A 21444-nucleotide genomic window follows, 5' to 3' on the forward strand; every position below is an offset into this window, starting at 1 on the left:
TCATGGTGATCCAACTCACGAATGTCAATAGTTTGTCCTGACATTAGGATGTTTTGACGTAGAGCGACCCTTGTTACCCCGTGATCGAGGCGGCGCGGTGGTACTCCGGACCACCAAGGCGGGCTCGATCAGCTTGCGCTGCGGGCCAGCCGACGCGTCCCGGATACGGGCCAGCAGCGCGTGGGCAACATCCACCCCCACCAGGTCGCTTCGGTTGTCCACGGACGTCAGCTGGAGGTAGCGCGACTTCGCCAAGGTGGAGTTGTCGTATCCGATCACGGAAATGTCCGCTGGAACCGCAAGACCGCGCGCCTTGACGGCACCGAAGGCACCCAGCGCCATCGTGTCGTTGGCAGCGAAGATGGCTGTGGTGTCCGGATGGTGGTCCAGCAGCCAGGAGGCCGAGGCGTACCCGTCCTCCTCGGACGTGCCACCAGCCTCCCCCACGATGAGCGGTTCGGAGCCGGACCCCCGCAGCCGTTCCCGGAAGCCTGCCAGCCGATGGGCGGCAGCGCCGCCTGAGCCGGTGAGGTGGCCGATCCGCCTGTGCCCAAGCCCCAGGAGGTGGTCCGCGGCCATGGCGCCGCCGCCGTCGTCGTCGTTCGTGATGAGGTCAGCGCCCGACGGCACGCCGTCGCGCCATCCGGCCACCACGGAGGGCACCCCCATGCCGGCCAGCATGGACGCGCTGGGTTCCGCCGCGATCACCAGCCCGTCAACATGCATGGCAAGCAGTCCGTCCACGGCCTCCTTGATACGGTTCTCGCCGGGCCGGGAATCGGCCAGCATCACATGGTAGCCATGGTCGGTAAGCGCCGACTCCATCCCCCGGAGCAGGTCGACGAACCAGAGGTTCCGGTAGTCGTCAATGACCAGGCCGATGCTCTTAGTCCGGCTGCTGGCGAGCGTCGTGGCGGCCCGGCTGGGGCGGTAACCAAGCTCCTGAATGGCCGCCTGGACCGCTTCACGGCGCTTGTCGCTTACCCGCACCGGATTCTGCAGCACCAGGGAAACCAGGGACGGCGAAACGCCAGCCTGCTTGGCGACGTCATAGATCGTGGGGCGTCGCGTCTCGGGGCGGTGAGCAGTCATTGGAAATGCCTTTCGGGTCCGGATTAGAGGATATCCCGGGATAATTGACAGGACATACATACATGGTTACGCTCGGATCCAGCGTTCAAATTGTAGCGCTCCAAAATGCCGCTGAGGACCCGCCGCGGCTGAAATTTCAAAGGAGAAATCAATGGCTGAAAGCCTAGGCGTCGCCGTCATCGGTGCAGGCATGGCCGGCAAGGCCCACGCTGCCGCGTACCGCACGGCATCCGCCCTCTACAGCCCCGTGCTTCCGCCGGTACGCCTGGTCTCCATTGGCGACGTCAATGCCGAGTTCGGCTCGTTGGCCGCCCGCCGCTTTGGGTATGAGCGCAACGACACGTCCTGGCAGGCAATTGCCGAAGCCGACGACATCGACGTCGTCAGCGTCGTCATCGCCAACTCCCTCCACCGCGAAGTGGTGGAAGGCCTGCTCGCCGCCGGCAAGCACGTGCTCTGCGAAAAGCCGCTGAGCGACTCCCTTGCGGACGCCCGGGCCATGGCGGAGGCAGCCCGGAACGCCGGCAGCATCGCCCGGATCGGCTTCACCTTCCGCCGCACCCCCGGCATCGCGTACATCCGTGACCTCATCCGCAACGGCGTCCTCGGCAATGTGCTGCACTTCAGCGGCCGCTACTGGACCGATTACGGCTTCAGCCCCGCCGCACCCATGAGCTGGCGCTACAAGGGCGGCCCCGGCTCCGGTGCCCTCGCCGACGTCGGAAGCCACCTGACGTACATATCCGAGTTCCTGTGCGGGGACATCAAATCCGTTTCCGGCGGGCAGCTGAGCACAGTCATCGGGAAGCGCCCGCTGCCGCTCGCCGCCGTGATGGGCCACGACCATGTTGCCGTAAGCGACACCTTCGAAGCCGTCGAGAACGACGACTACGCAGCGTTCAACGCAGAGTTTGAAAACGGCGCCGGCAGCTTCGAAGTCTCCCGCGTCGCTGCCGGGCACGCCAACAGCCTGCAGTTCGAGGTGTTCTGCGAAAACGGTGCGGCCAAGTTCGACCAGCGCCGCCCCGCCGAGATCCAGCTGTTCCTCAACGACGGCTCAGGCAATGAGAACGGCTACCGCCAGGTCATCCTCGGCCCGGGCCACCCCTACATCGCCGGCGGCCTTGCCATGGACGCGCCCGAGGTCGGCTTCGGCCAGAACGATGCCTTCGGCTACCAGGCCCGGGCATTCCTCGAGGAAGTTGCCGGCATTAGTGAAGCGGACTCACTGCCCCGCTGCGCCACCTTCGACGAAGGTGTCCGCAATATGGAGCTGCTCGGCGCAGTCGCCGAATCCGCGCTCAACAACGGAAAGAAGATCTCGCTATGAAACTAGGCGTCTACAACGCGATCCTGCACGACCGGCCGCTTCCCGAGGCACTGAAGGTCATTGCGGACCTTGGCCTCACCGGAATCGAAATCAACACCGGCGGCTTCCTCCCTGCCGTCCACGTCCCCACCTTCAATGACATCCTGGAAAGCGACGCCGCCCGGGACGACTACCTCGCGGTCTTCGAAGGCACCGGCGTCTCTATCGCCGGGCTGAACTGCAACGGCAACCCGCTGCACCCCAACCGCGCGATCGGCGAGAAGCACGCCGAGGACATCCGCCGCTCCATCCGCCTGGCCCACCGGCTCGGCCAGAACCGCGTGGTCACCATGTCCGGCCTGCCCGGGGGCGAGCCCGGCGCCACCACCGTCAACTGGGTAGTCAACGCCTGGAACTCTGCGGCACTGGACGTACTGGACTACCAGTGGGGCGTAGCCGCGAAGTTCTGGAAGGAAACCGACCGCCTCGCGGCCGACCATGACGTCAAGGTTGCCCTGGAGCTGCACCCGCAGAACATTGTGTTCAACACCGCCGATGTCTACAAGCTCATCGACCTCACTGGTGCCACCCACGTCGGCGTCGAACTCGATGCCTCCCACCTGTTCTGGCAGCAGATGGACCCGGTGGCCGTGGTCCGTGAACTCGGTCCCCTGGTCTTCCAGGCCGCCGCGAAGGACGTCAGGGTCAACACGGAAAACGCCGCACTGTACGGGGTCCTGGACAACAGCTTCCGCAGGCTCTCCCCCGAGGAAAACCGTACCAACCTCGGCGGCGACGAATGGGCGAACGAGTGGCCCAAGAACTCGGCCTGGGACTTCGTGGCCCTGGGCCGCGGGCACGACACTGCTTTCTGGACAGAATTTCCTGCGCGCGCTGCACGAGGTGGACCCGGACATGCTGGTCAACATCGAACACGAGGACACCTCCTTGGGCCGCATCGAGGGCCTCGAAGTGGCAGCCACGGTCCTGCGGGACGCGGACGTAGCGCTGTCGGCGGCGATGAACCTGACGGCCTGACAGTCCAACAACCACCATGGAAGCAGCAAGGGGGCGACGCCTCCTTGCTGCTTCCTGTCGTGCGGGGTTTTCCCACAGATAAGGAACTTAAGCATGCGCATTGGCATTGTTGGATACGGAGTTGGCGGCAGGTACTTTCATGCTCCGTTCATTGAAGCCGCCGACGGCGTGGAACTCGTTGGCGTTGTGGCGCGTTCGGACGCGAAACGAGCCCAAGTCGCAGACGATTTCCCCGCACTGCCCGTCTACGGAAGCCTCGTTGAGCTGCTGGACGCCGGGGTGGATGCGGTGACCATCACCACGCCACCGCACACCCGCCAGGAACTCGTCCTGGAAGCCATCAAGGCCGGCGTGCACGTTGTGGCGGACAAGCCCTTCGCCCCAAATGCGGCGGCTGCGCGGGAACTGGCCGTGGCCGCGGACAACGCTGGCGTTGTCCTGAACGTTTACCACAACCGTCGCCGCGACGCCGATATCCTGACGCTGGCGAACGTCCTTGCAAGCGGTGAACTTGGTGAGCTCTGGCGGGTCCGTTCCACCATGGACCAGGACAACGCGGGCAGCCTCGAGCTTGGCGCCAGCGGTGGACTGCTTCGGGACCTCGGCAGCCACCTGGTTGACCAGATGCTGTGGCTGCTGGGACCGGCCACGCACGTGCACGCAACCCTGGACTGGACGGACCGGTTTGGCGAGCGGACGGACTGCGGCTTTTTCCTGACCCTGTCGCATAAATCGGGTGCCGTCTCCACCGTGTCCGCCAGCAAACTGAACCATTCGAGCACCCGGGAGTTGCGGGCGTACGGCAGCAGGGGCAGTTACGTGGCCTTCGGTGCTGACGTCCAGGCGGACGCCTTGTTTGCCGGGCGCAGGCCCGCCGAGGATGCTGCCACATGGGGAGTCGATGTGGCTGAAAACTGGGGCACCTTGTCCCTTCGGGGTCGCCGCGAAGCCGTTCCCTCCGCGCAGGGCAACTACGCGGATTTTTACGCCGAGTTTGCCCGGGCAGTCCGCGGCGAAGGGCCGGAGCCCGTCCCCGCAACGGAGGGCATCCGGACGCTGGAGGTCTTGGATGCGGCCCGCCGCAGTGCGCAGGAGAACGCCGTCATCGCCCTCTAGGACCCTTCGCCCCCGCTGGAGACAGAAACGCCCGACGCCGGCCGGCGTCGGGCGTTTTTTGCTGCCCCTTTTCGGTGCACTAGGCAGGCACGCCTAAGCGCTGCTTGAACAGGTGCTCCAGCTCCTCCAGGGATTTGTCCTTGGTTTCCGGAACCACGCGCTTGACCCAGGCAATGGCGCACAGCTGCAGTGCCACGAAAATGAGGAACGTCCCGGACACGCCGATCCACGAGACCATCTGCGGGAAGGAGAAACCGATGAGGAAGTTGATCATCCAGAGCACAAAAACGCAGATGCCCATGGCGATGCCGCGGACGTGCATGGGGAAGATCTCGGACATGGTCAGCCACGTCACGGTGCCGATGCACCCCTGCATGGAAGCCAGGAACGTCACCATAAACAGCAGCACCAGATATCCGCGCAGGGCGCTCTCCGGCAGCGCCATGGAGATGACCGCGATGGCCGTCAGGGACGTCGCCGTGCCGCACAGTCCCACGATCAGCATGGGTTTGCGGGGCACCCGCGTCATCAGGTACATGCCGATGACCACAGCCACCACGGACGTCACGCCGTTCAGGACGTTGGCGATCAGGGCGCCCTGATCGCCAAAACCGGACGAGGACAGGATGGACGTCCCGTAGTACATGATGGCGTTGACGCCGCTGATCTGGTTGATGATGGCCATGCCCAGGCCCACAACGAAGATCCTCCGGATCCACGGAACGGTGAGGTCCTTGAACGTGCCCATCTTTGCCTGGTAATCCTCGCGGGCCGCCTGCCGCACCTCGTCGAACTCCGATGAGACGTCGCCGGCGGCGCGGGTGGAGCGGAGCACCTCAAGGACGGCCCCGAAGCGGCCGGCCGACGCCAGCCAGCGCGGGCTCTCCGGCAGGACCAGCATGCCGAACCACAGGATGACGGCTGGGAGCGTGGCGATCACCAGCATCCAGCGCCAGACGTGTGTTTCTTCGGGGAAGAGGTTGCCCAGTACGGCGTTGAAGGTGAAGGCCAGGAACTGGCCTGTGACGATCATCAGTTCGTTTTGCGTGACGATGCGGCCGCGTTGGGCCGCCGGCGACATTTCGGCGAGGTACACCGGCACAATCACGGAAGCGCCGCCCACGGCCAGGCCCAGCAGGGTCCGGGCAGCTATGAGCAGTTCAGTGCTTGGCGAAAGGGTGCACGCGATGGTGGCCACCACGAAAATCAGCGCCAGCCCCATGATGGTCCTGCGCCTGCCGAAACGGTCCGAGAGCCGGCCCGCGCTGATGGCACCGAAGGCTGCACCGAACAGGAGCGTGGAGGTGACGAGCCCTTCAGTCAGGGGCGTCAGCCCAAGGTCCCGCTGCATAAACGGCAGGGCGCCGTTGATCACGCCGGTGTCGTAGCCAAACAGCAAGCCGCCGAAGGTGGAGAAAAGCGCCACCTTCCGCATGAACTTCTTCGGGTTGGCCGGTTTGGACGGTCCGGTGGCCCCGCCAGCGTCAGGGACAACGGCCTGGACATCGGCGGATTTCGTCAGGGTTCCCTTGCTTTCTTCCATCCCAGCTGCCACTAGTTGGCCTTTTCGACGTACTCGCGCATCGTCTCCAGCTGATAGCGGGACACGTCGTCGGCGCTCTCGTCCTCGGCGAAGACGCTGGACACCATCACGGTGTTGTCCTTGTCCAGGAAGCCGATTTCCTTGAGTCCGCCGAAGAACTCATCCCAGTTGACGTCGCCGTCGCCTATTTTCAGGTGCTGGTGCACGCGGACGGCGTTGCCGGGCGGGTTGGTGATGTAGCGCAGGCCGTGGGAGGCATGGTGGTCCATCGTGTCCGAGACGTGGACCAGCCGGAGCTTGTCTCCGGCTGCCCGCATGATGTCCAGGGGCTTGTTGCCCATGTGGAAGGAATGCGAGGCCACGTAGACCATGCCGATGTTGGGCGAGTTGACGCCGCGGATCACACGGATGGCGGCGAGTCCGTCTTCGACAAAGTCATCCGGGTGCGGGTCGATCAGGACATTCAGCCCCTCGCGCTCGATGATCGGGAGCAGCTCCTCCATGGAGCGGTAGAAGGCACGTTCGGATTCTTCGGCCTTTTCGGGGCGGCCGCTGAATTCGGTGTTCATGGTGCTGACGCCCAGGTCCACCGTTATCTGGATGGCGCGCTTCCAGTAACGGACGGCTGCTTCGCGGGCGTCCTCGTCCGGTCCGGACCAGCGCAGGACCGGCAGTACCGAGGCGATTTCGACGCCGGCGTCCTTGCAGGCCTTGTTCATCTGTGCCACGAGCTCGTCGTCGGCCTTGGGGTGGTTGTAGAAGGGGATCATGTCTGCATGCGGCGTCAGTTGCAGGTACTTGTAGCCCAGATCAGCTGCCACGCGCGGGAATTCCAGCAGGCTGTGGCTGTGATGGTACGGGGTGGGGTCAAGGGCAATTTTCACGTGGGCACTCCGTTGTGGGTCAGTTGAGGGCGTTTAGTTGTACAGGTCAGGCTTGGTGTTGAGCCGGACCTTGACCTTTTCGCCGGACTTCTGTGCCTCGACGCCGGCCTCGCAGCAGGCTGCGGTGGCGTACCCGTCCCAAGCGGTGGGACCGCCGATTTCGCCGCGGCGGGCGGCGTCCACCCATGACTGGATTTCGACGTCATACGCGGCCCCGAACCGCTCTTCGAAGCCGGGAGTGACCTTGCCGCCCCAGCGGCCTGCGGTGCGGACGTACGGTCCGCCGTCGCCGCCGATGTTGACGATGCCGTCCTCGAAGGAGGCCTGGGTGGCCACTTCGTAGCCGAACTTGGCGTTGACATAGATTTCGACGTCGGCGAGGACGCCTGATTCGGTCTCCAGGAGGACATGCTGCGGATCATGCTGTCCCGAAGGTGCGTTTTTGGTGGCCTTGCCGAGACGGACCTGGACGCTGGTGATTTCCTCGCCGGTGAAGTAACGGATGGCGTCGAACTCGTGGACTACCGAGTCGTTGATCAACATCTCGTTGGTGAAGCCGGCCGGGGTAGTGGGGTTGCGATGCTGGTGGTGGAGCATCAGCAGCTCTCCGAGTTCGCCGTCGCGGATCACGGAGCCGAGAGCGGCGTATTCCGCGTCGAATCGGCGCATGAAGCCTACCTGGATGCGTTTGTGGCCAAGCGCGGTTTCGGCCTGGACAATCTTCCACGCGCTCTCGGCGTCCGGGGTGAGCGGCTTTTCACAGAGGATAGGGATGTCCTTCGCCAGGGCCTTGTAGAGGATGTCCTCGTGCAGGAAGCCTGGCGTGGCGATGAGGACGGCGTTGACGTCGCCGTTGTTGAGGGCTTCCTCGGCGTCGGCCAGGGCAACGGCGCCGGCGATGCCTTCAATGGCGGCCTGCGCGCGGGCCAGGTCAACGTCGACGACGGCGGCAACTTCAGCGCCGTGAATGCGGCTGTTGAGGCGCTGGATGTGGTCGGCGCCCATGCGGCCGGCGCCGATGACGGCGACGCGAAGGGTTTCAGTCATGGTTCATTCCTTATGTTTGGTGTGCCTGGGCGGCGTCAGTTGACGGCTGTGCGGGAACCGCAGGAGAGCAAGAAGTTGCGGGTGCGCTTGGCAATCGGCATGGGAACGTCGAACGCTACCGGGTACATATCCTGCTCCACAATTCCGAAGATGGGGCGGTTCAGTGCCTCTACGGCTTCGATCACGGCGCGCAGGTCCGGCAGCCCGTTCGGCGGCTCGGTCATGACTCCGGCCAGGTTGGCCGCGGCCCAGGTCATGTTTTCCTCGTTGACCTTCTTCAGGATCTCCGGGTTGATCTGCTTCAGGTGCAGGTAGCCGATGCGGTCCGGATAGTTCTTGATCAGCTCGAGGCTGGAGGCGCCGCAGTATTCGGCGTGCCCGGTGTCCAGGCACAGGTTCAGATACGTGGGGTCCGTGGCAGCCAGCAGTGTTTCGATGTCCCTCTGCGCTCCGACGTGCGAATCGGCGTGCGAGTGGAACTGCTGCTTCAGGCCAAAGTCCTCCAGCAGGGTCTTGCCCAAACGGTTATGGCCAGCGAACAGGTCGTCCCAGGCCTTCTCCGTCAGCTGGCCGCTTTCGACGGCTTCGCCGGTGACGTCATCGCGCCACATGGCCGGGATGACCACAATGTGCTCGCCGCCCATGGCTGCGGTAAGCTCGGCAACCTTGCGGGCAGGCTCCCAGGCGGTCTCCCACTGGTCCAGTCCGCGGTGGAACGCGGTGAACACCGTTCCGGCGGTGACCTGCAGGTCGCGGGCCTTCAGTTCCTCGGCCAGCCGGGTGGGATCGTTCGGCAGGTAGCCGTACGGGCCCAGTTCGATCCACTTGTACCCGGATTCGGCCACCTCATCGAGGAACCGCTCCCACGGGGTCTGCTGGGGGTCATCCGCGAACCAGACGCCCCAGGAGTCAGGGGCGGTGCCGATGATCAGCTTGTTTTCAGTCATTGCCATTCCTTCTCATCGATTGCTCCGCAAGGGCCCTTCTGGACGCTCATGACGGCCGTTACGGAGCAGTCGATGGTGGTAAGTGGGGCGGGGGTCAGTTGGAGGGGAAGTTGTAGGAGGCACCCGAGGCGTGGGTGGGTTCGGGCCAGCGGGAGGTGATGACCTTGCCGCGGGTGTAGAAGGAGACGCCTTCGGGGCCGTAGATGTGCTTGTCGCCGAAGAGGGAGGCCTTCCAGCCGCCGAAGGAGTGGTAGGCCACGGGCACGGGCAGGGGGACGTTGATGCCGATCATGCCGACCGTGACGGAGCGCTGGAACTTCCGGGCTGCCGCGCCGGAGGAGGTGAAGATGGCGGTGCCGTTGCCGTACGGGTTGGCGTTGATCAGGGCGATGCCGTCTTCAAGGGTGTCGACGCGGACCACCACGAGGACGGGTCCGAAGATTTCCTCGGTGTACGCGGTCATTCCGGTCTTGACGTGGTCGATCACGGTAGGGCCCACCCAGAAGCCGTCCTCATGGCCCGGGACCATGAGGTCGCGGCCGTCCACCACCATGGCCGCGCCGGCCGTTTCGGCTTCGGTGACGATTCTGATGATGCGTTCCTTGGACGCCGGGGTGATGACCGGGCCCATTTCGGCGTCGGGTGCGGTGCCGTTGTTGACCTTCACGGCCAGGGCACGCTCTTCGACTTTTTTGACGATCAGGTCCGCGGCGTCCCCGACGGCGACGGCGACGGAGATCGCCATGCAGCGTTCCCCGGCGGAGCCGAACGCGGCAGCTGCCAAGTGGTCCGCGGCGTTGTCCAGGTCCGCATCGGGCATCACGATGGCATGGTTCTTCGCCCCGCCCAGGGCCTGGACCCTTTTGCCGTGTTTGGTCGCGGTTTCGTGGACGTACTGCGCGATCGGGGTGGAGCCGACGAAGGAGATGCCGTCCACGTCGGGGTGGGTCAGCAGCCCGTCAACGGTTTCCTTGTCCCCGTGCAGGACCTGGAACACGCCGTCAGGCAGGCCCGCCTGCTTCCACAGCTTCGCCAGCAGCATCGAGGCCGACGGGTCCCGTTCGGAGGGCTTGAGGATGAACGCGTTGCCGGTAGCGATCGCCATCGGTGCCATCCACAAAGGCACCATCACGGGGAAGTTGAACGGGGTGATCCCGGCAACCACACCGAGGGGTTCGCGGAAGGAGAAGACGTCGATGCCGGTGGAGACCTGGTCCGAGTAGTCACCCTTGACCAGGGTCGGGATCCCGCAGGCGAACTCAATAACTTCCAGGCCGCGGCCGATCTCGCCCTTCGCATCGGAGAGGACTTTGCCGTGCTCCGCGGTGATCAGGGCCGCGAGGTCATCCACATGGGCGGCGACCAGTTCGCGGAACTTGAACAGCACCGCCGTGCGCTTGGCCAGCGAGATATCGCCCCAGGTATCGGCGGCCTTGCGGGCCACCGCAACGGTCGCGTCCAGGTCCGCCCGGTTGGCCAGCCGCAGCTCACCGCTCACCTGGCCGGTGGCCGGGTTGTACACCGGCTGGGTGCGGGTGCCCGCACCGGCGGTCTCGGCACCGTTGATGAAATGGTTGATGGTGGTGGTCTCGGTTGTGACAGTCATGGGACTCTTCCTTGAGTAGTCGAAGGGGATGAAAAGAGGGGGTCAGCCCAGCAGCTTGCGCTGGCGGGACTTGTGGTCGGTGTAGGTCTGGAAGGCCTGCTTCGTGGAGTCGAGGTCAGAGACCTGGGAGACGGGAACGTCCCACCACGCTTCGGAGCTCGGGGCGTCCAGCAGCGGATCGGATTCGACGTGGATCAGGATGGGCCCACTGCGTTCGGGCGCTGCCTTCGCGTCCCGGATGGCCTGTTCGAGTTCGGCGATGGCCTTCTCCCCCGGTTCGATCCGGACCACTTTGACGCCGAGGGACTCGGCGTTCAGGGCCAGGTCCACGGGCAGGGTTTCGCCTTCGTCGAAGCTGTGCCGGGCCTCGTCCAGTGCACGGTACTGGGTGCCGAACCGCTGGGAGCCCAGCATTTCGGAGAGCGAGCCGATGGAGGCGTAGCCGTGGTTCTGAATCAGGACCACGATCAGCTTGATGCGTTCGGCGACGGCGGTGACCAGTTCCGTGTGCATCATCAGGTAGGAGCCGTCCCCCACCATCACCACGACGTCCCGCTGGGTGCCGCCGCGGGCGGCTTCGGCCAGGGCTGCGCGTTTGACGCCCAGGCCGCCGGGGATCTCGTAGCCCATGCAGGAGTACGCGTATTCCACGTGGTAACCGAACGGGTCCCGGACCCGCCACATCTTGTGCAGGTCGCCGGGCAGCGATCCCGCGGCGCAGATGACCACGTCGGCCGCGTCCATGGCACGGAAGGTGGCGCCGATGATCTCGTTCTGCGCCGGCAGCGGCGTGTGCCGGGTCTCGAACGCCTCGTCCACGGTGGCGTCCCAACGTGCGTTCTCCGAGGCGATAGTCGCTTCGAGGTCCGCGCCGATGCGGTACCCGCCCAGGGCTACGTTGAGCTTCACCAGGGCCTTGCGGGCATCGGCCACGATGGGCAGCGTGGTGCCGTGCTTGTACGCATCAATCGCGGCGACGTTGATGTTGATGAACCTTACGTCCGGGTTCTGGAACGCGGTCCGCGACGCGGTGGTGAAGTCCTCGTACCGGGTGCCGATCCCGATGATCAGGTCCGCCTCCGCAGCGATGGCGTTCGCCGCCGTCGTGCCCGTGGACCCGATCGCGCCCAGGGAGAACGGGTGGTCCCAGGGCAGGACACCGACGCCCGCCTGGGTGTTGCCCACCGGGATCCCCGTCAACTCGGCGAAGGCAGCCAGTTCGTCGTTGGCGTAGGCGTACAGCACGCCGCCGCCGGCGATGATCAGCGGACGTTTCGCGGCACGTATGGCCGCGGCGGCGCGGGCGATGTCCTCATCGTCGGCGTCCGGGCGGCGGATCCGCCACTCCCGCTCGGCCAGGAACTCCTCGGGCACGTCGAAGGCCTCGGCCTGGACATCCTGCGGCAGTGAAATCGTGACGGCTCCGGTCTCGGCCGGGTCCGTGAGAACCCGCAGGCCGTGGTGGAACGCGGAGAACAGCTGCTCCGGCCGGGAGACCCGGTCAAAGAACTTCGACAGCGGCCGGAACGCGTCATTGACAGTGATGTCGTACGCGTAGGGCTGCTCAAGCTGCTGCAGGACCGGGTCCGCGGCGCGGGTGGCGAACGTGTCACTCGGTAGCAGCAGTACGGGCAAACGGTTGGTAGTGGCCAGCGCCGCACCGGTGAGTAAGTTGGAGGAACCCGGCCCGATCGAGGTGCTGATCGCGAAGGTCTGGCGCCGCCGGGTGTGCCGGGCATACCCCACTGCCTGGTGCGCCTGGGCCTGCTCGTTCCGGCCTTGGTAGTACGGCATGATCGCCGGGTCAAGGTGCTGGTACTGCTTGAGGGCCTGCCCAACGCCGGCCACGTTGCCGTGCCCGAAGATACCGAAGGTGCCCGGAATGAGGCGTTCCCGGAAGTCCACCCCGCCGACAAAATCCACCGTGTACTGCTTGGAAAGGTACTCGACCACGGCCTGGGCCACGGTCATCCGGCGGGTTCCGGTTGCTGTTCTCGTCCCCATGGGAAGTTACTCCGATACTTCTGATGATGCGGTGTGGTTAAGGAGGGAGGCGGCGGTGGCCACCGCGCCGGCAACATCACCGTCCGCCGGATACAACAGGGTGCGCCCCACTGTGAGGCCCTGCACGCCGGGCAGCGCCAGGGCGGCTTCCCAGCGGGCGAACACTTCGTCCTGGGTGCCGTCGGGGTCCCCGCCCAGCAGCACGGTGGGCATTGTGGTGGCGGCCATGACCCGTTCCATCTCAGCGACGACGGGCAGCTTCATCCAGGTGTAGGCACTGGTGGAGCCTAGGCCCTCGGCAATGGCGATTGACTTGATCACCGCGTCGGTGGAGAGGTCATTCCGGACCTTGCCGTTGGTCCGCACCGATAAGAAGGGCTCAACCATGGCGATCAGCTTGCGCTCAGCCAGCGAGTCGATGGCCTTGGCCGTGGCTTCCAGCAGGGACACCGTGTCCGGGTCACCGAGGCAGATGCGGGTCAGCATTTTGCCTCCGTCGGCGCCGAGGGCTTCGAGGGCCGCGGCGGTGTGGCCGGTGAACCGGTCGTCGAACTCGTTGACCAGGCCGGACAACCCGCCACGGTTCATCGACCCAAAAATCAGTTTGCCCTCCAGCGCACCGAGCAGCAGCAGGTCATCCATGATGTCCGGCGAGGCGAGCACACCGTCCACATCCGGGTTGGCCAGCGCGATCTGTAGCCGGTCCAGCAACTGGCGGCGGTCCGCCATCGCCACCGGATCGGAACCAACCGCGAGGGCGCCGCGGGCAGGATGGTCCGCCGCGACGATGAAGTTCTGCCGGCCGTACTTCAGGCCGGGGTGGCGGCGCCGCGCCTTGGCGGCACGGGCAACAGCATCCGGATCCTCCAGGCGGATGGTGCTCAGGTGCGCGTATCGGCGCGGATCATTATCCACGTCGACGGTGGCAGTGCCGAGGTTGATGCTCACAGTGCTGCTCCTTCGATGGCGAACTGGCCCGGAACCAGGCGGCCGCGTTCCGCGAGCAGGGAGGTGACCTCGTCCGGCGTCGGCATCGCATCGGCGCAGGACAGGCGGGAGGCGACGATCGCGCCGGCGGCGTTGGCGTAGTCCAGCACCTGGGCCAGCGGCCAGCCGGACAGCAGTCCGTGGCAGAACGCTCCGCCGAAGGAGTCCCCGGCGCCCAGGCCGTTCACGGTCTCGACCGGAACCGGTGCGGACACCACACGCTCCGTGCGGGTCTTGGCCATCACGCCCTCCGGGCCGAGCTTCACGACGGCGATCTCCACGCCCGCGGCCAGCAGGCGGTCCGCCTGCTCATCCGGGGTCCCCTCGCCCACGGCCACGGCGCATTCCTTGTCGTTGCCGATGGCCACGGTCACATGCGGCAGAATCTTAGCCACCTGGGCGCGGGCTTCTTCCTCCGAGGCCCAAAACATGGGCCGGTAGTCCAGGTCAAGGATGGTGTACTGGCCCTCTTGCAGGCCCGAGTGCGGGCGTGCTTCGTGGGCCTTGATGTGGGCTTCGCGGCTGGGCTCCTGGCACAGGCCGGTCACGGTGGACCAGAAGATCCGCGCGTCCCGGATGGCATCCAGGTCCAGTTCATCCGCTTGGATCTGCAGGTCCGGGGCCGTGGGGAACCGGCCGTAGAAGTACAGCGGGAAGTCCTCCGGCGGCTTGATCGCACAGAAAGTGACGGCGGTGGGCCACTCCTTCACGGGCGTAACAAAGGAATCGTTCACGTTGAACTTCTTCAATTCCCGGTGCAGGTAGGTCCCGAAAGCATCATCGCCAGTCCGGGTGATCACACCGGCCCGACGGCCGTGCCGGGCAGCGGCCACGGCAACGTTCGACGGCGATCCGCCAAGGTACTTGCCGAAGGACGTCACGTCCTCCAGGTTCACCCCAATGTCGTTCGGGTAAATATCAACGCTGATGCGCCCGATCGTGAGCAGTTCGTGGGTCACGGTAATCGCGGACCTTTCTTGTTAGAACTCTTTACCTTTGAGCAGTTAGAGCTCCGGCTCGGACCTCCGTGAGCGGGGCCACAACCCCTACTTTGCCCTAGAAAACATGTCCTGTCAAAGGTTTGTACTGACATACTTACAACAAGGTTTACGGCCGCCAATCTGCGCCCGCCAGGCGGCTCTACCGGGAACCCGGCAGGTCCTACTTCCGGGGAACGGCCAGTTCACCCGTGACATATTGGGCCCGCCCAAAGCCGAAGGACCAGTCATCAGCAGAGTTCTCCACGTAGCCGATAAAAACATCCTCACCGGCTATATCCAACTCCGCCAGGCGGCCCGCGATGGCCGCAAAGAGGGATTGCTTCGACTCCCGGCTTCGCCCGCCCTGCGTAAAGATCTGGATCATCACCACATCCGGCGTGCGCTGAAATCCGAGCCCGGCATCCTGGGCAACAATTTGCCCCGGAGGGTGCTCCGTGAGCACATGGAAATAGTCCCGCTCCGGGATTCTGTATTCGGCGAGGATCGCGTCGTGGATCCCTCGGCTGAGGCGGCGCAGGTCTCCTGCGCTGCGTCCCTGATTAACATCGATGCGCACGAGTGGCATTTCCATCTCCTAAAACATTTGTACTGACATACTAACAAAGTACCGGGACGGCGCGCAATGGTCGCCGCAGCGGCACCCGCGGCCCCGGCGGCGGCACCTTGGCGCAGGGGCCAGAGAACAGCTGGAAACAGTACGACGACGGACGGCCACCGTCGCTGGGATGGTGGCCGTCCGTCGTCGTACTGTGCCGTTATGCAGTTATGCGGGAACGCGGGCGGGCTTGGGGACCCGGAGATGCTCAGCCGTTGAACTGCGCCGGGTGCGGGCCGGTGCGGCCGTCGCGCTCGAGGCCGTCGATCACGGCCAGCTCATCCGCCGTCAGGTCAAAGCCGAAGACGTCCAGGTTTTCGCGGATCCGCTGCGGAGTCACGGATTTGGGGATGACAACCCGCCCCTGCTGCAGGTGCCAGCGCAGGATGGCCCGGGCGGGCGTGACGCCGTGCCCGTCCGCAATGGCCGCCACGGCCGGATCGGCCAGCACGGCGCCCTGCGCGAGCGGGCTCCAGGCCTCCGTGACCATCCCGTGGACGGCGTTGAATTCCGCAATGTCCCGCTGCTGGAGTGCGGGGTGCAGCTCGATCTGGTTGACGGCCGGCACGGTGCCGCCCAGGCCGATGATTGCCTGCAGGTGCTCGGGGAGGAAGTTGGAGACGCCGATGGCCCTGACCTTGCCGTCCGCCAGCAACTGCTCCAGCGCACGCCAGGAATCGAGGTAGCTGCTGGTGGCCGGCGCGGGCCAGTGGATGAGGTACAGGTCCAGGTAGTCCAGGCCCAGTTTGGCCAGGCTGGCGTCGAAGGCGGCCAGGGCGGCGTCAAAGCCGAGGTCTGCCACCCAGAGCTTCGAGGTGATGAACAAATCCGCGCGATTGATCCCCGACGCCGCAATGGCACGGCCGGTCCCTGCCTCATTGCCGTAGATGGCGGCGGTGTCGATACTGCGGTAACCGGCTGCAAGGGCGTGGCTGACCGCAGTGGTGGTGTCGTCGTCGGACACCTGGAAGACGCCGAAGCCGAGCTGCGGCATTTGCACACCGTTGTTAAGGGCGACGGCGGGAGTGGACGTGGCGAGCGAGGGTGAAGTCATGGGGTTCTCCAGTTTCGGGTGGTGGTCCAAGGACGGACGGTCCAGTGGCGGAGGGTCTAGTTGTGGACGGCCACGGGCTCAGGGGCAGCGTGCACGCCGGCGGGTGCCTGCCGGGCGGCTGTCCGCTTGGCGTTGGCCGCGGCGACGATCATCACGGCCAGTCCCAGCAGGGTGATCCCGGCGCCGGCCCAGATGGGTGAGGTGTAGCCGAGCCCGGCGGTGATGGTCACGCCGCCGAGCCAGGCGCCGAGGGCGTTGCCGACGTTGAAGGCGCCGATGTTGGCGCCGGAGGCGAGGGTGGGGGCGCCGGCCGCGTAGGTCATCACGCGCATCTGCAGGCCGGGGACGGTGGCGAAGCCGAAGCCGCCCATCAGGACGATGGAGGCGATCGTCAGCACCTGGCTGCCGGCGGTCAGGGCGAAGGCCCCGAGGACAACCACCAGGACGGCGAGCACCACAATAAGGGTGCGGTCCACATTTCGGTCCGCGGCCTTGCCGCCGATGGTGTTGCCGATGAAGAGGCCAACACCGAAGACGATCAGCAGCCACGGCACGGTGGAGGCTGCAAACCCGGAGACCTCGGTGAGTGTGAAGGCGATGTAAGTGAAGGCGCCAAACATGCCGCCGTAGCCGAGGATGGTGACGAGGATGGAGAGCCATACCTGGCCGGAGCGGAAGGCCCGCAGTTCGCTGCGCAGGGTGCCGGGGGTGGTGTCCCCATGGCCGGTTTTTGGCACCAGGGTGAGGATTCCAGCCAGGGCAATGACGCCGATGACGGTGATGGCCCAGAACGTGGAGCGCCAGCCTGCCGCCTGTCCCAGCATGGTGCCGAAGGGCACGCCCAGGACGTTGGCTGCGGTGAGCCCGGTGAACATGATGGCGATTGCACCGGCTTTCTTGGTGGGGGCCACCATGTCCGCAGCCACCACGGCGCCGATCCCGAAGAACGCGCCATGGGCCAGGGCGGCAATGATGCGGCCGGCCATCATCATCCCGTAGCCGGGGGCGATCGCCGAGATCAGGTTGCCGGCGATGAAGAGCACCAGCAGCAACGCAAGGACGGGCTTGCGCTCAAAGCGGGTGACGGCGGCGGTCAGCCCCAGGGCGCCAACAACCACGGCGAGGGCGTAGCCGGAGATCAGCCAGCCCGCCGTGGCCTCGCTGACCTGGAAATCGGCGGCAACCTCGGGCAGCAGGCCCATGATCACAAACTCGGTGAGTCCGATGCCGAACCCGCCGAGGGCGAGGGCTATCAGGCCAATGGGCATGGGAATGCTCCTTCGAAAACTGTACGGGAGAAGAGAGGACGCGTAGGCTAATAGTTGCAGACGCGTTATTTATTGTTGCATACGCAAGTATCCCGCGCAAGCAACTATTATTGACGCTGTCCCATGTGCGCCCTCCTGAGCCGTGGGACATCGCCGGAAGAGGGTAGGGAAATGGGCATCAAGGACGACGCTGTGGAGGTCCGTGCGCAGGGTTGGCGCACACTCGCGGCGCTGCATGGGTTGATCGAGGGCGAGCTGGAGCGCGCACTCCAGGCCGAATCACAGCTGTCAGTGGTGGAGTACACTGTGCTGGACGCGCTCAGCCGGCAGGACGGCTGGCACATGCGGATGCAGCAGCTGGCCCGCGCTACTGCCCTCAGCGCCAGCGCTACAACCCGCCTGGTCAACCGGCTCGAGGACCGCGGCCTACTCACGAGGATCCTCTGCGCGGATGACCGCCGCGGGATCTACACCGAGCTCACCACCAGCGGCGTGGCGCTCCTGGACGACGTCCGGCCGGTCCACGACGCCACGCTGGAGCGCGCCCTGGCGGAGGCCCAGGCGGTTCCCGAGCTGGCCGCACTGGTGGAGGCACTCCCCGGGTTACGCGCGAGCGTCTAACCACCGCGCTTCCCCGCGCGCCGTCGTCGTGGGTTTTCCAGGAATGTTTCCTCGACACCTCATACGCGGCAACACCCTGAACAAAACTTATTGACCCTAGGCCGCACCAGGCATAGATTGGTAATCAACCAACTCATTGATCAATGGTTTGGTTGATTTCGAGCAGGAAGGCTGCGCGGAACGATGAAAACCTCTGACGACGCATCTCTGGACTCGGCCTTTATGGCCTTGGCCGATCCTGTGCGCCGCCTCATCATCGCCCGGCTCAGCCGGGGCCCGGCCACTGTCAATGAATTGGCTGACCCCTTTGAGATCACCAAGCAGGCGGTCTCGAAACACATCCAGGTACTCGAGCAGGCGCAGCTGGTCACCCGAACCCGCGACGCCCAGCGCCGGCCCGTGCACCTGAACCCCGCACGGCTGGAGGCACTGACCGCATGGATCGACCAGTACCGGTTGGTCCATGAAGGCCAGTTCCGCCGCCTCGATGCCGTGCTTCAATCAAACGCCACAGGCAGCGACTAACCTCCAAGGAGTTATCGTGAGCAATTCCCTGAAACTCAGCGTTCCGGAAGGCCTTCCCTTCATCGACTACGAGCGCGAGTTCGACTTCCCGGTCGCGGACGTGTTCCGCGCCCACAAGGAACCGGACCTGATTGTCCAGTGGCTTGGCCCGCGGGGCTACACAATGGCCATCGACCACTACGACTTCCGCACCGGCGGCAGCTACAGCTACCTCCACACCGGCCCCGAAGGGGTGCCCTACGAGTTCAAGGGCATCTTTCACACGGTCCGCGACAACGAGTTCGCCATCCAGACCTTTGAGTTCGGAGGTTACCCGGACATCGTCAGCCTGGAGTTTATGACGTTCGAGGACCTCGGCAACGGACGGACCCGGCTGCGGGGCCACTCGGTTTACCCCACTCAGGAAGCGCGGGACGGCATGGCGCAGTCCGGCATGGAAGGCGGGATGACCGAAGGCTACGAACGGCTGGACGAACTGCTCAGCGGCGCCACGGTCTAACCCGCAGAGTACGACGACGGACGGTACCTTTCCTGCGGAAGGTGCCGTCCGTCGTCGTACTGAAGACAGCAAAAAGCGGGGCCGACCGCCGTCCGAAAAGGACGGCGGGTGACCCCGCTTCCGGTACTTTGTAGCCTAGAGGGCTGCGTAGACCTCGCGCAGCAGCCTGGCGGTTTCGGACGGCGTCTTGCCGACCTTCACGCCTGCAGCTTCGAGGGCTTCCTTCTTGGCCTGGGCGGTGCCGGCAGAGCCGGAGACGATGGCGCCGGCGTGGCCCATGGTCTTGCCTTCGGGAGCGGTGAAGCCGGCCACGTAGCCAACAACCGGCTTGGTGACGTTGGCCTTGATGAAGTCGGCTGCACGCTCTTCGGCGTCGCCACCGATTTCGCCGATCATCACGATCGCCTTGGTCTCGGGGTCCGCCTCGAACGCGGCCAGGGCGTCGATGTGGGTGGTGCCGATGACGGGGTCGCCGCCGATGCCGATGGCGGTGGAGAAGCCGAGATCGCGCAGCTCATACATCATCTGGTAGGTCAGGGTTCCGGACTTGGAAACGAGTCCGATGGGGCCCTTGCCCGTGATGTTGTTCGGCGTAATGCCGACCAGTGCCTCGCCCGGGGTGATGATGCCGGGGCAGTTCGGTCCGATGATGCGGGTGACCTGGTTGCCGTCCGCGTCCACCGTGGCCTGTGCAAGTGCCCAGAACTCGGCGGAGTCCTGGACCGGAACGCCTTCGGTGATCACAACGACGAGGCCGATGCCGGCTTCGATGGCTTCGACCACAGCGGTCTTGGTGAATGCCGGCGGCACGAAGACGATGGAGACGTCAGCGCCGGTTTCCGCCATGGCTTCCTTGACGGTGCCGAAGACGGTGATTTCGTTGTCGCCGTGCAGGACCGTGGTGCCGGCCTTGCGGGCGTTAACGCCGCCGACGATGTTGGTGCCGGCCTTCAGCATCAGGGCGGTGTGCTTGGTGCCTTCGCCGCCGGTGATGCCCTGGACGATGACCTTGGAGTCCTTGTTCAGATAGATAGACATGGTGCGTCCCTTACTTAGCTGCGTTGGCGAGCTCGGCGGCCTTGTCGGCGCCCTCGTCCATGGTGGCGGCCAGGGTAACCAGCGGGTGGTTCGCCTCGGCCAGGATGCGGCGGCCTTCCTCAACGTTGTTGCCGTCGAGGCGGACTACCAGCGGCTTGTTCGCGGAGTGGCCCAGCTCGGCCAGTGCACCAACGATGCCCTTGGCGACGGCGTCACAGGCGGTGATGCCGCCGAAGACGTTCACGAAGACGGACTTGACCTGCTCGTCGCCGAGGATGACGTCCAGGCCGGCGGCCATAACCTCGGCGGATGCTCCACCGCCGATGTCCAGGAAGTTGGCGGGCTTGACGTTGCCGTGGTTCTCGCCGGCGTAGGCAACAACATCCAGGGTGGACATAACCAGGCCTGCACCGTTGCCGATGATGCCCACTTCGCCGTCCAGCTTGACGTAGTTCAGGTCCTGCGCCTTGGCCTTGGCCTCGAGCGGATCTGCGGCGTCCTTGTCCTCGAGCAGGGCGTGCTTGGCGTGGCGGAACTCGGCGTTCTCGTCCAGCGTGACCTTGCCGTCCAGTGCCACGATTTCGCCGGCGCCGGTCTTGACGAGCGGGTTGACCTCGACGAGGGTGGCGTCTTCCTTCTTGAAAACGTCCCAGAGCTTGAGGATTACTGCGGCCACCTTGCCGCGGAGTTCCTCAGCGAAGCCTGCGGCGGCGACGATTTCGTCTGCCTTTGCCTGGTCGATGCCCACGGCGGGGTCGATGGCGATCTTGGCGAGCGCCTCGGGGCGTTCTACGGCGAGCTGTTCGATTTCCATGCCGCCTTCAACCGAGCACATGGCCAGGTAGTTGCGGTTGGCCCGGTCCAGGAGGACGGAGAAGTAGTATTCCTCGGCAATATCGGCGCCCTGGGCGATCATCACCTTGTTGACGGTGTGGCCCTTGATGTCCATGCCCAGGATGTTGGTGGAGTGCTCAAGTGCCTCGTCGGCGGATTTTGCGACCTTGACGCCGCCGGCCTTGCCGCGGCCGCCAACCTTGACCTGTGCTTTAACAACAGTTACGCCGCCGATCTTCTCGGCAGCTGCCTTAGCTTCTTCTGGGGTGTGCGCTACGATGCCGGCAAGCACGGGTACACCGTGCGCCTCGAACATATCGCGCGCCTGGTATTCAAACAGGTCCACGGTTTAGTGTCCTTCTACGTCGAAGTAGTTTCTGTACAGTCGGACACCATCGAAGACGATGACCGGGCTGCGGAATTGCTCGCACCGGCG

The 21444-nt window shown here is 65.1% G+C and carries 19 protein-coding genes and 1 pseudogene; 6 read left to right on the plus strand and 14 right to left on the minus strand.

All coding sequences use genetic code 11. The features are described from left to right. Positions 1-24 precede the first annotated feature (24 nt). Positions 25-1092 carry a LacI family DNA-binding transcriptional regulator gene (locus tag QFZ70_RS13810; RefSeq protein WP_307096421.1) on the minus strand — a complete coding sequence of 356 codons (1068 nt, stop codon included), beginning with the start codon at positions 1090-1092 and terminating at the stop codon, positions 25-27. A 151-nt stretch (positions 1093-1243) separates the two neighbouring features. Between QFZ70_RS13810 and QFZ70_RS13815 the strand changes: the two genes are divergently transcribed. The 3 genes and pseudogenes from QFZ70_RS13815 to QFZ70_RS13825 all read left to right on the plus strand — a co-directional run bounded on the left by QFZ70_RS13815 (position 1244) and on the right by QFZ70_RS13825 (position 4555). Continuing rightward, on the plus strand, positions 1244-2422 hold the full coding sequence (locus QFZ70_RS13815) for a Gfo/Idh/MocA family protein (RefSeq protein ID WP_307096423.1): 1179 nt from the start codon (positions 1244-1246) through the stop codon (positions 2420-2422). After that, positions 2419-3439: pseudogene (locus QFZ70_RS13820) on the plus strand (sugar phosphate isomerase/epimerase family protein). The gene QFZ70_RS13815 and the pseudogene QFZ70_RS13820 overlap by 4 nt, the downstream one beginning before the upstream one ends. A 93-nt stretch (positions 3440-3532) precedes the next feature. Next, complete coding sequence (locus QFZ70_RS13825) at positions 3533-4555, plus strand: Gfo/Idh/MocA family oxidoreductase (protein WP_307096425.1); 1023 nt, start codon at positions 3533-3535, stop codon at positions 4553-4555. A 79-nt stretch (positions 4556-4634) separates the two neighbouring features. Here the strand turns inward: QFZ70_RS13825 and QFZ70_RS13830 are convergent, their stop codons facing one another. The 11 genes from QFZ70_RS13830 to QFZ70_RS13880 form a co-directional block, all read right to left on the minus strand. Further along, entirely contained in the window at positions 4635-6098 is a 1464-nt protein-coding gene (locus tag QFZ70_RS13830; RefSeq protein WP_307096426.1) for a sugar porter family MFS transporter, read from the minus strand. Positions 6099-6109: 11 nt separating this feature from the next. Continuing rightward, positions 6110-6982: a sugar phosphate isomerase/epimerase gene (locus QFZ70_RS13835; protein ID WP_307096428.1), complete on the minus strand. Its 873-nt coding sequence runs from the start codon at positions 6980-6982 to the stop codon at positions 6110-6112. 33 nt (positions 6983-7015) lie between these two features. After that, positions 7016-8029, minus strand: coding sequence for a Gfo/Idh/MocA family protein (locus QFZ70_RS13840; RefSeq protein WP_307096429.1), 1014 nt, complete (start codon positions 8027-8029; stop codon positions 7016-7018). Between the two features lie 35 nt (positions 8030-8064). Beyond that, positions 8065-8976: a sugar phosphate isomerase/epimerase gene (locus QFZ70_RS13845; RefSeq protein WP_307096431.1), complete on the minus strand. Its 912-nt coding sequence runs from the start codon at positions 8974-8976 to the stop codon at positions 8065-8067. A gap of 94 nt (positions 8977-9070) precedes the next feature. Further along, positions 9071-10582 (minus strand): CoA-acylating methylmalonate-semialdehyde dehydrogenase, encoded by a 1512-nt coding sequence (locus QFZ70_RS13850; RefSeq protein ID WP_307096434.1) that lies wholly within the window; start codon positions 10580-10582, stop codon positions 9071-9073. A 42-nt stretch (positions 10583-10624) separates the two neighbouring features. Further along, the gene (iolD, locus tag QFZ70_RS13855) at positions 10625-12553 is read right to left on the minus strand and encodes a 3D-(3,5/4)-trihydroxycyclohexane-1,2-dione acylhydrolase (decyclizing) (RefSeq protein WP_307097885.1); all 1929 of its coding nucleotides are present in this window, start codon (positions 12551-12553) and stop codon (positions 10625-10627) included. A gap of 39 nt (positions 12554-12592) precedes the next feature. Beyond that, positions 12593-13534 (minus strand): deoxyribose-phosphate aldolase, encoded by a 942-nt coding sequence (locus QFZ70_RS13860; RefSeq protein ID WP_307096436.1) that lies wholly within the window; start codon positions 13532-13534, stop codon positions 12593-12595. Then, positions 13531-14532, minus strand: coding sequence for a 5-dehydro-2-deoxygluconokinase (iolC, locus tag QFZ70_RS13865; protein WP_307096438.1), 1002 nt, complete (start codon positions 14530-14532; stop codon positions 13531-13533). The genes QFZ70_RS13860 and iolC overlap by 4 nt, the downstream gene beginning before the upstream one ends. A 202-nt stretch (positions 14533-14734) precedes the next feature. After that, on the minus strand, positions 14735-15139 hold the full coding sequence (locus QFZ70_RS13870) for a tautomerase family protein (protein ID WP_104044680.1): 405 nt from the start codon (positions 15137-15139) through the stop codon (positions 14735-14737). A gap of 238 nt (positions 15140-15377) precedes the next feature. Continuing rightward, positions 15378-16223 carry an aldo/keto reductase gene (locus QFZ70_RS13875; protein ID WP_307096440.1) on the minus strand — a complete coding sequence of 282 codons (846 nt, stop codon included), beginning with the start codon at positions 16221-16223 and terminating at the stop codon, positions 15378-15380. 56 nt (positions 16224-16279) lie between these two features. Beyond that, positions 16280-17491, minus strand: coding sequence for an MFS transporter (locus tag QFZ70_RS13880; protein ID WP_307096441.1), 1212 nt, complete (start codon positions 17489-17491; stop codon positions 16280-16282). Positions 17492-17662: 171 nt separating this feature from the next. On the opposite strand from QFZ70_RS13880, the gene QFZ70_RS13885 reads away from it, so the two are divergent. The 3 genes from QFZ70_RS13885 to QFZ70_RS13895 all read left to right on the plus strand — a co-directional run bounded on the left by QFZ70_RS13885 (position 17663) and on the right by QFZ70_RS13895 (position 19136). Further along, positions 17663-18112 (plus strand): MarR family winged helix-turn-helix transcriptional regulator, encoded by a 450-nt coding sequence (locus QFZ70_RS13885; RefSeq protein ID WP_307096443.1) that lies wholly within the window; start codon positions 17663-17665, stop codon positions 18110-18112. A 183-nt stretch (positions 18113-18295) separates the two neighbouring features. Further along, entirely contained in the window at positions 18296-18637 is a 342-nt protein-coding gene (locus tag QFZ70_RS13890; RefSeq protein ID WP_307096444.1) for a helix-turn-helix transcriptional regulator, read from the plus strand. A 16-nt stretch (positions 18638-18653) separates the two neighbouring features. Then, positions 18654-19136 carry an SRPBCC family protein gene (locus QFZ70_RS13895; RefSeq protein ID WP_307096445.1) on the plus strand — a complete coding sequence of 161 codons (483 nt, stop codon included), beginning with the start codon at positions 18654-18656 and terminating at the stop codon, positions 19134-19136. A 135-nt stretch (positions 19137-19271) separates the two neighbouring features. Here the strand turns inward: QFZ70_RS13895 and sucD are convergent, their stop codons facing one another. Together sucD and sucC are read right to left on the minus strand one after the other, a co-directional pair. Next, complete coding sequence (gene sucD / locus QFZ70_RS13900; RefSeq protein WP_307096447.1) at positions 19272-20174, minus strand: succinate--CoA ligase subunit alpha; 903 nt, start codon at positions 20172-20174, stop codon at positions 19272-19274. Positions 20175-20184: 10 nt separating this feature from the next. Next, positions 20185-21354 carry an ADP-forming succinate--CoA ligase subunit beta gene (sucC, locus tag QFZ70_RS13905; protein ID WP_104044673.1) on the minus strand — a complete coding sequence of 390 codons (1170 nt, stop codon included), beginning with the start codon at positions 21352-21354 and terminating at the stop codon, positions 20185-20187. Positions 21355-21444: the final 90 nt, after the last annotated feature.

Source organism: Arthrobacter sp. V1I9, from assembly GCF_030817075.1.
Taxonomy (GTDB): Bacteria; Actinomycetota; Actinomycetes; order Actinomycetales; family Micrococcaceae; genus Arthrobacter.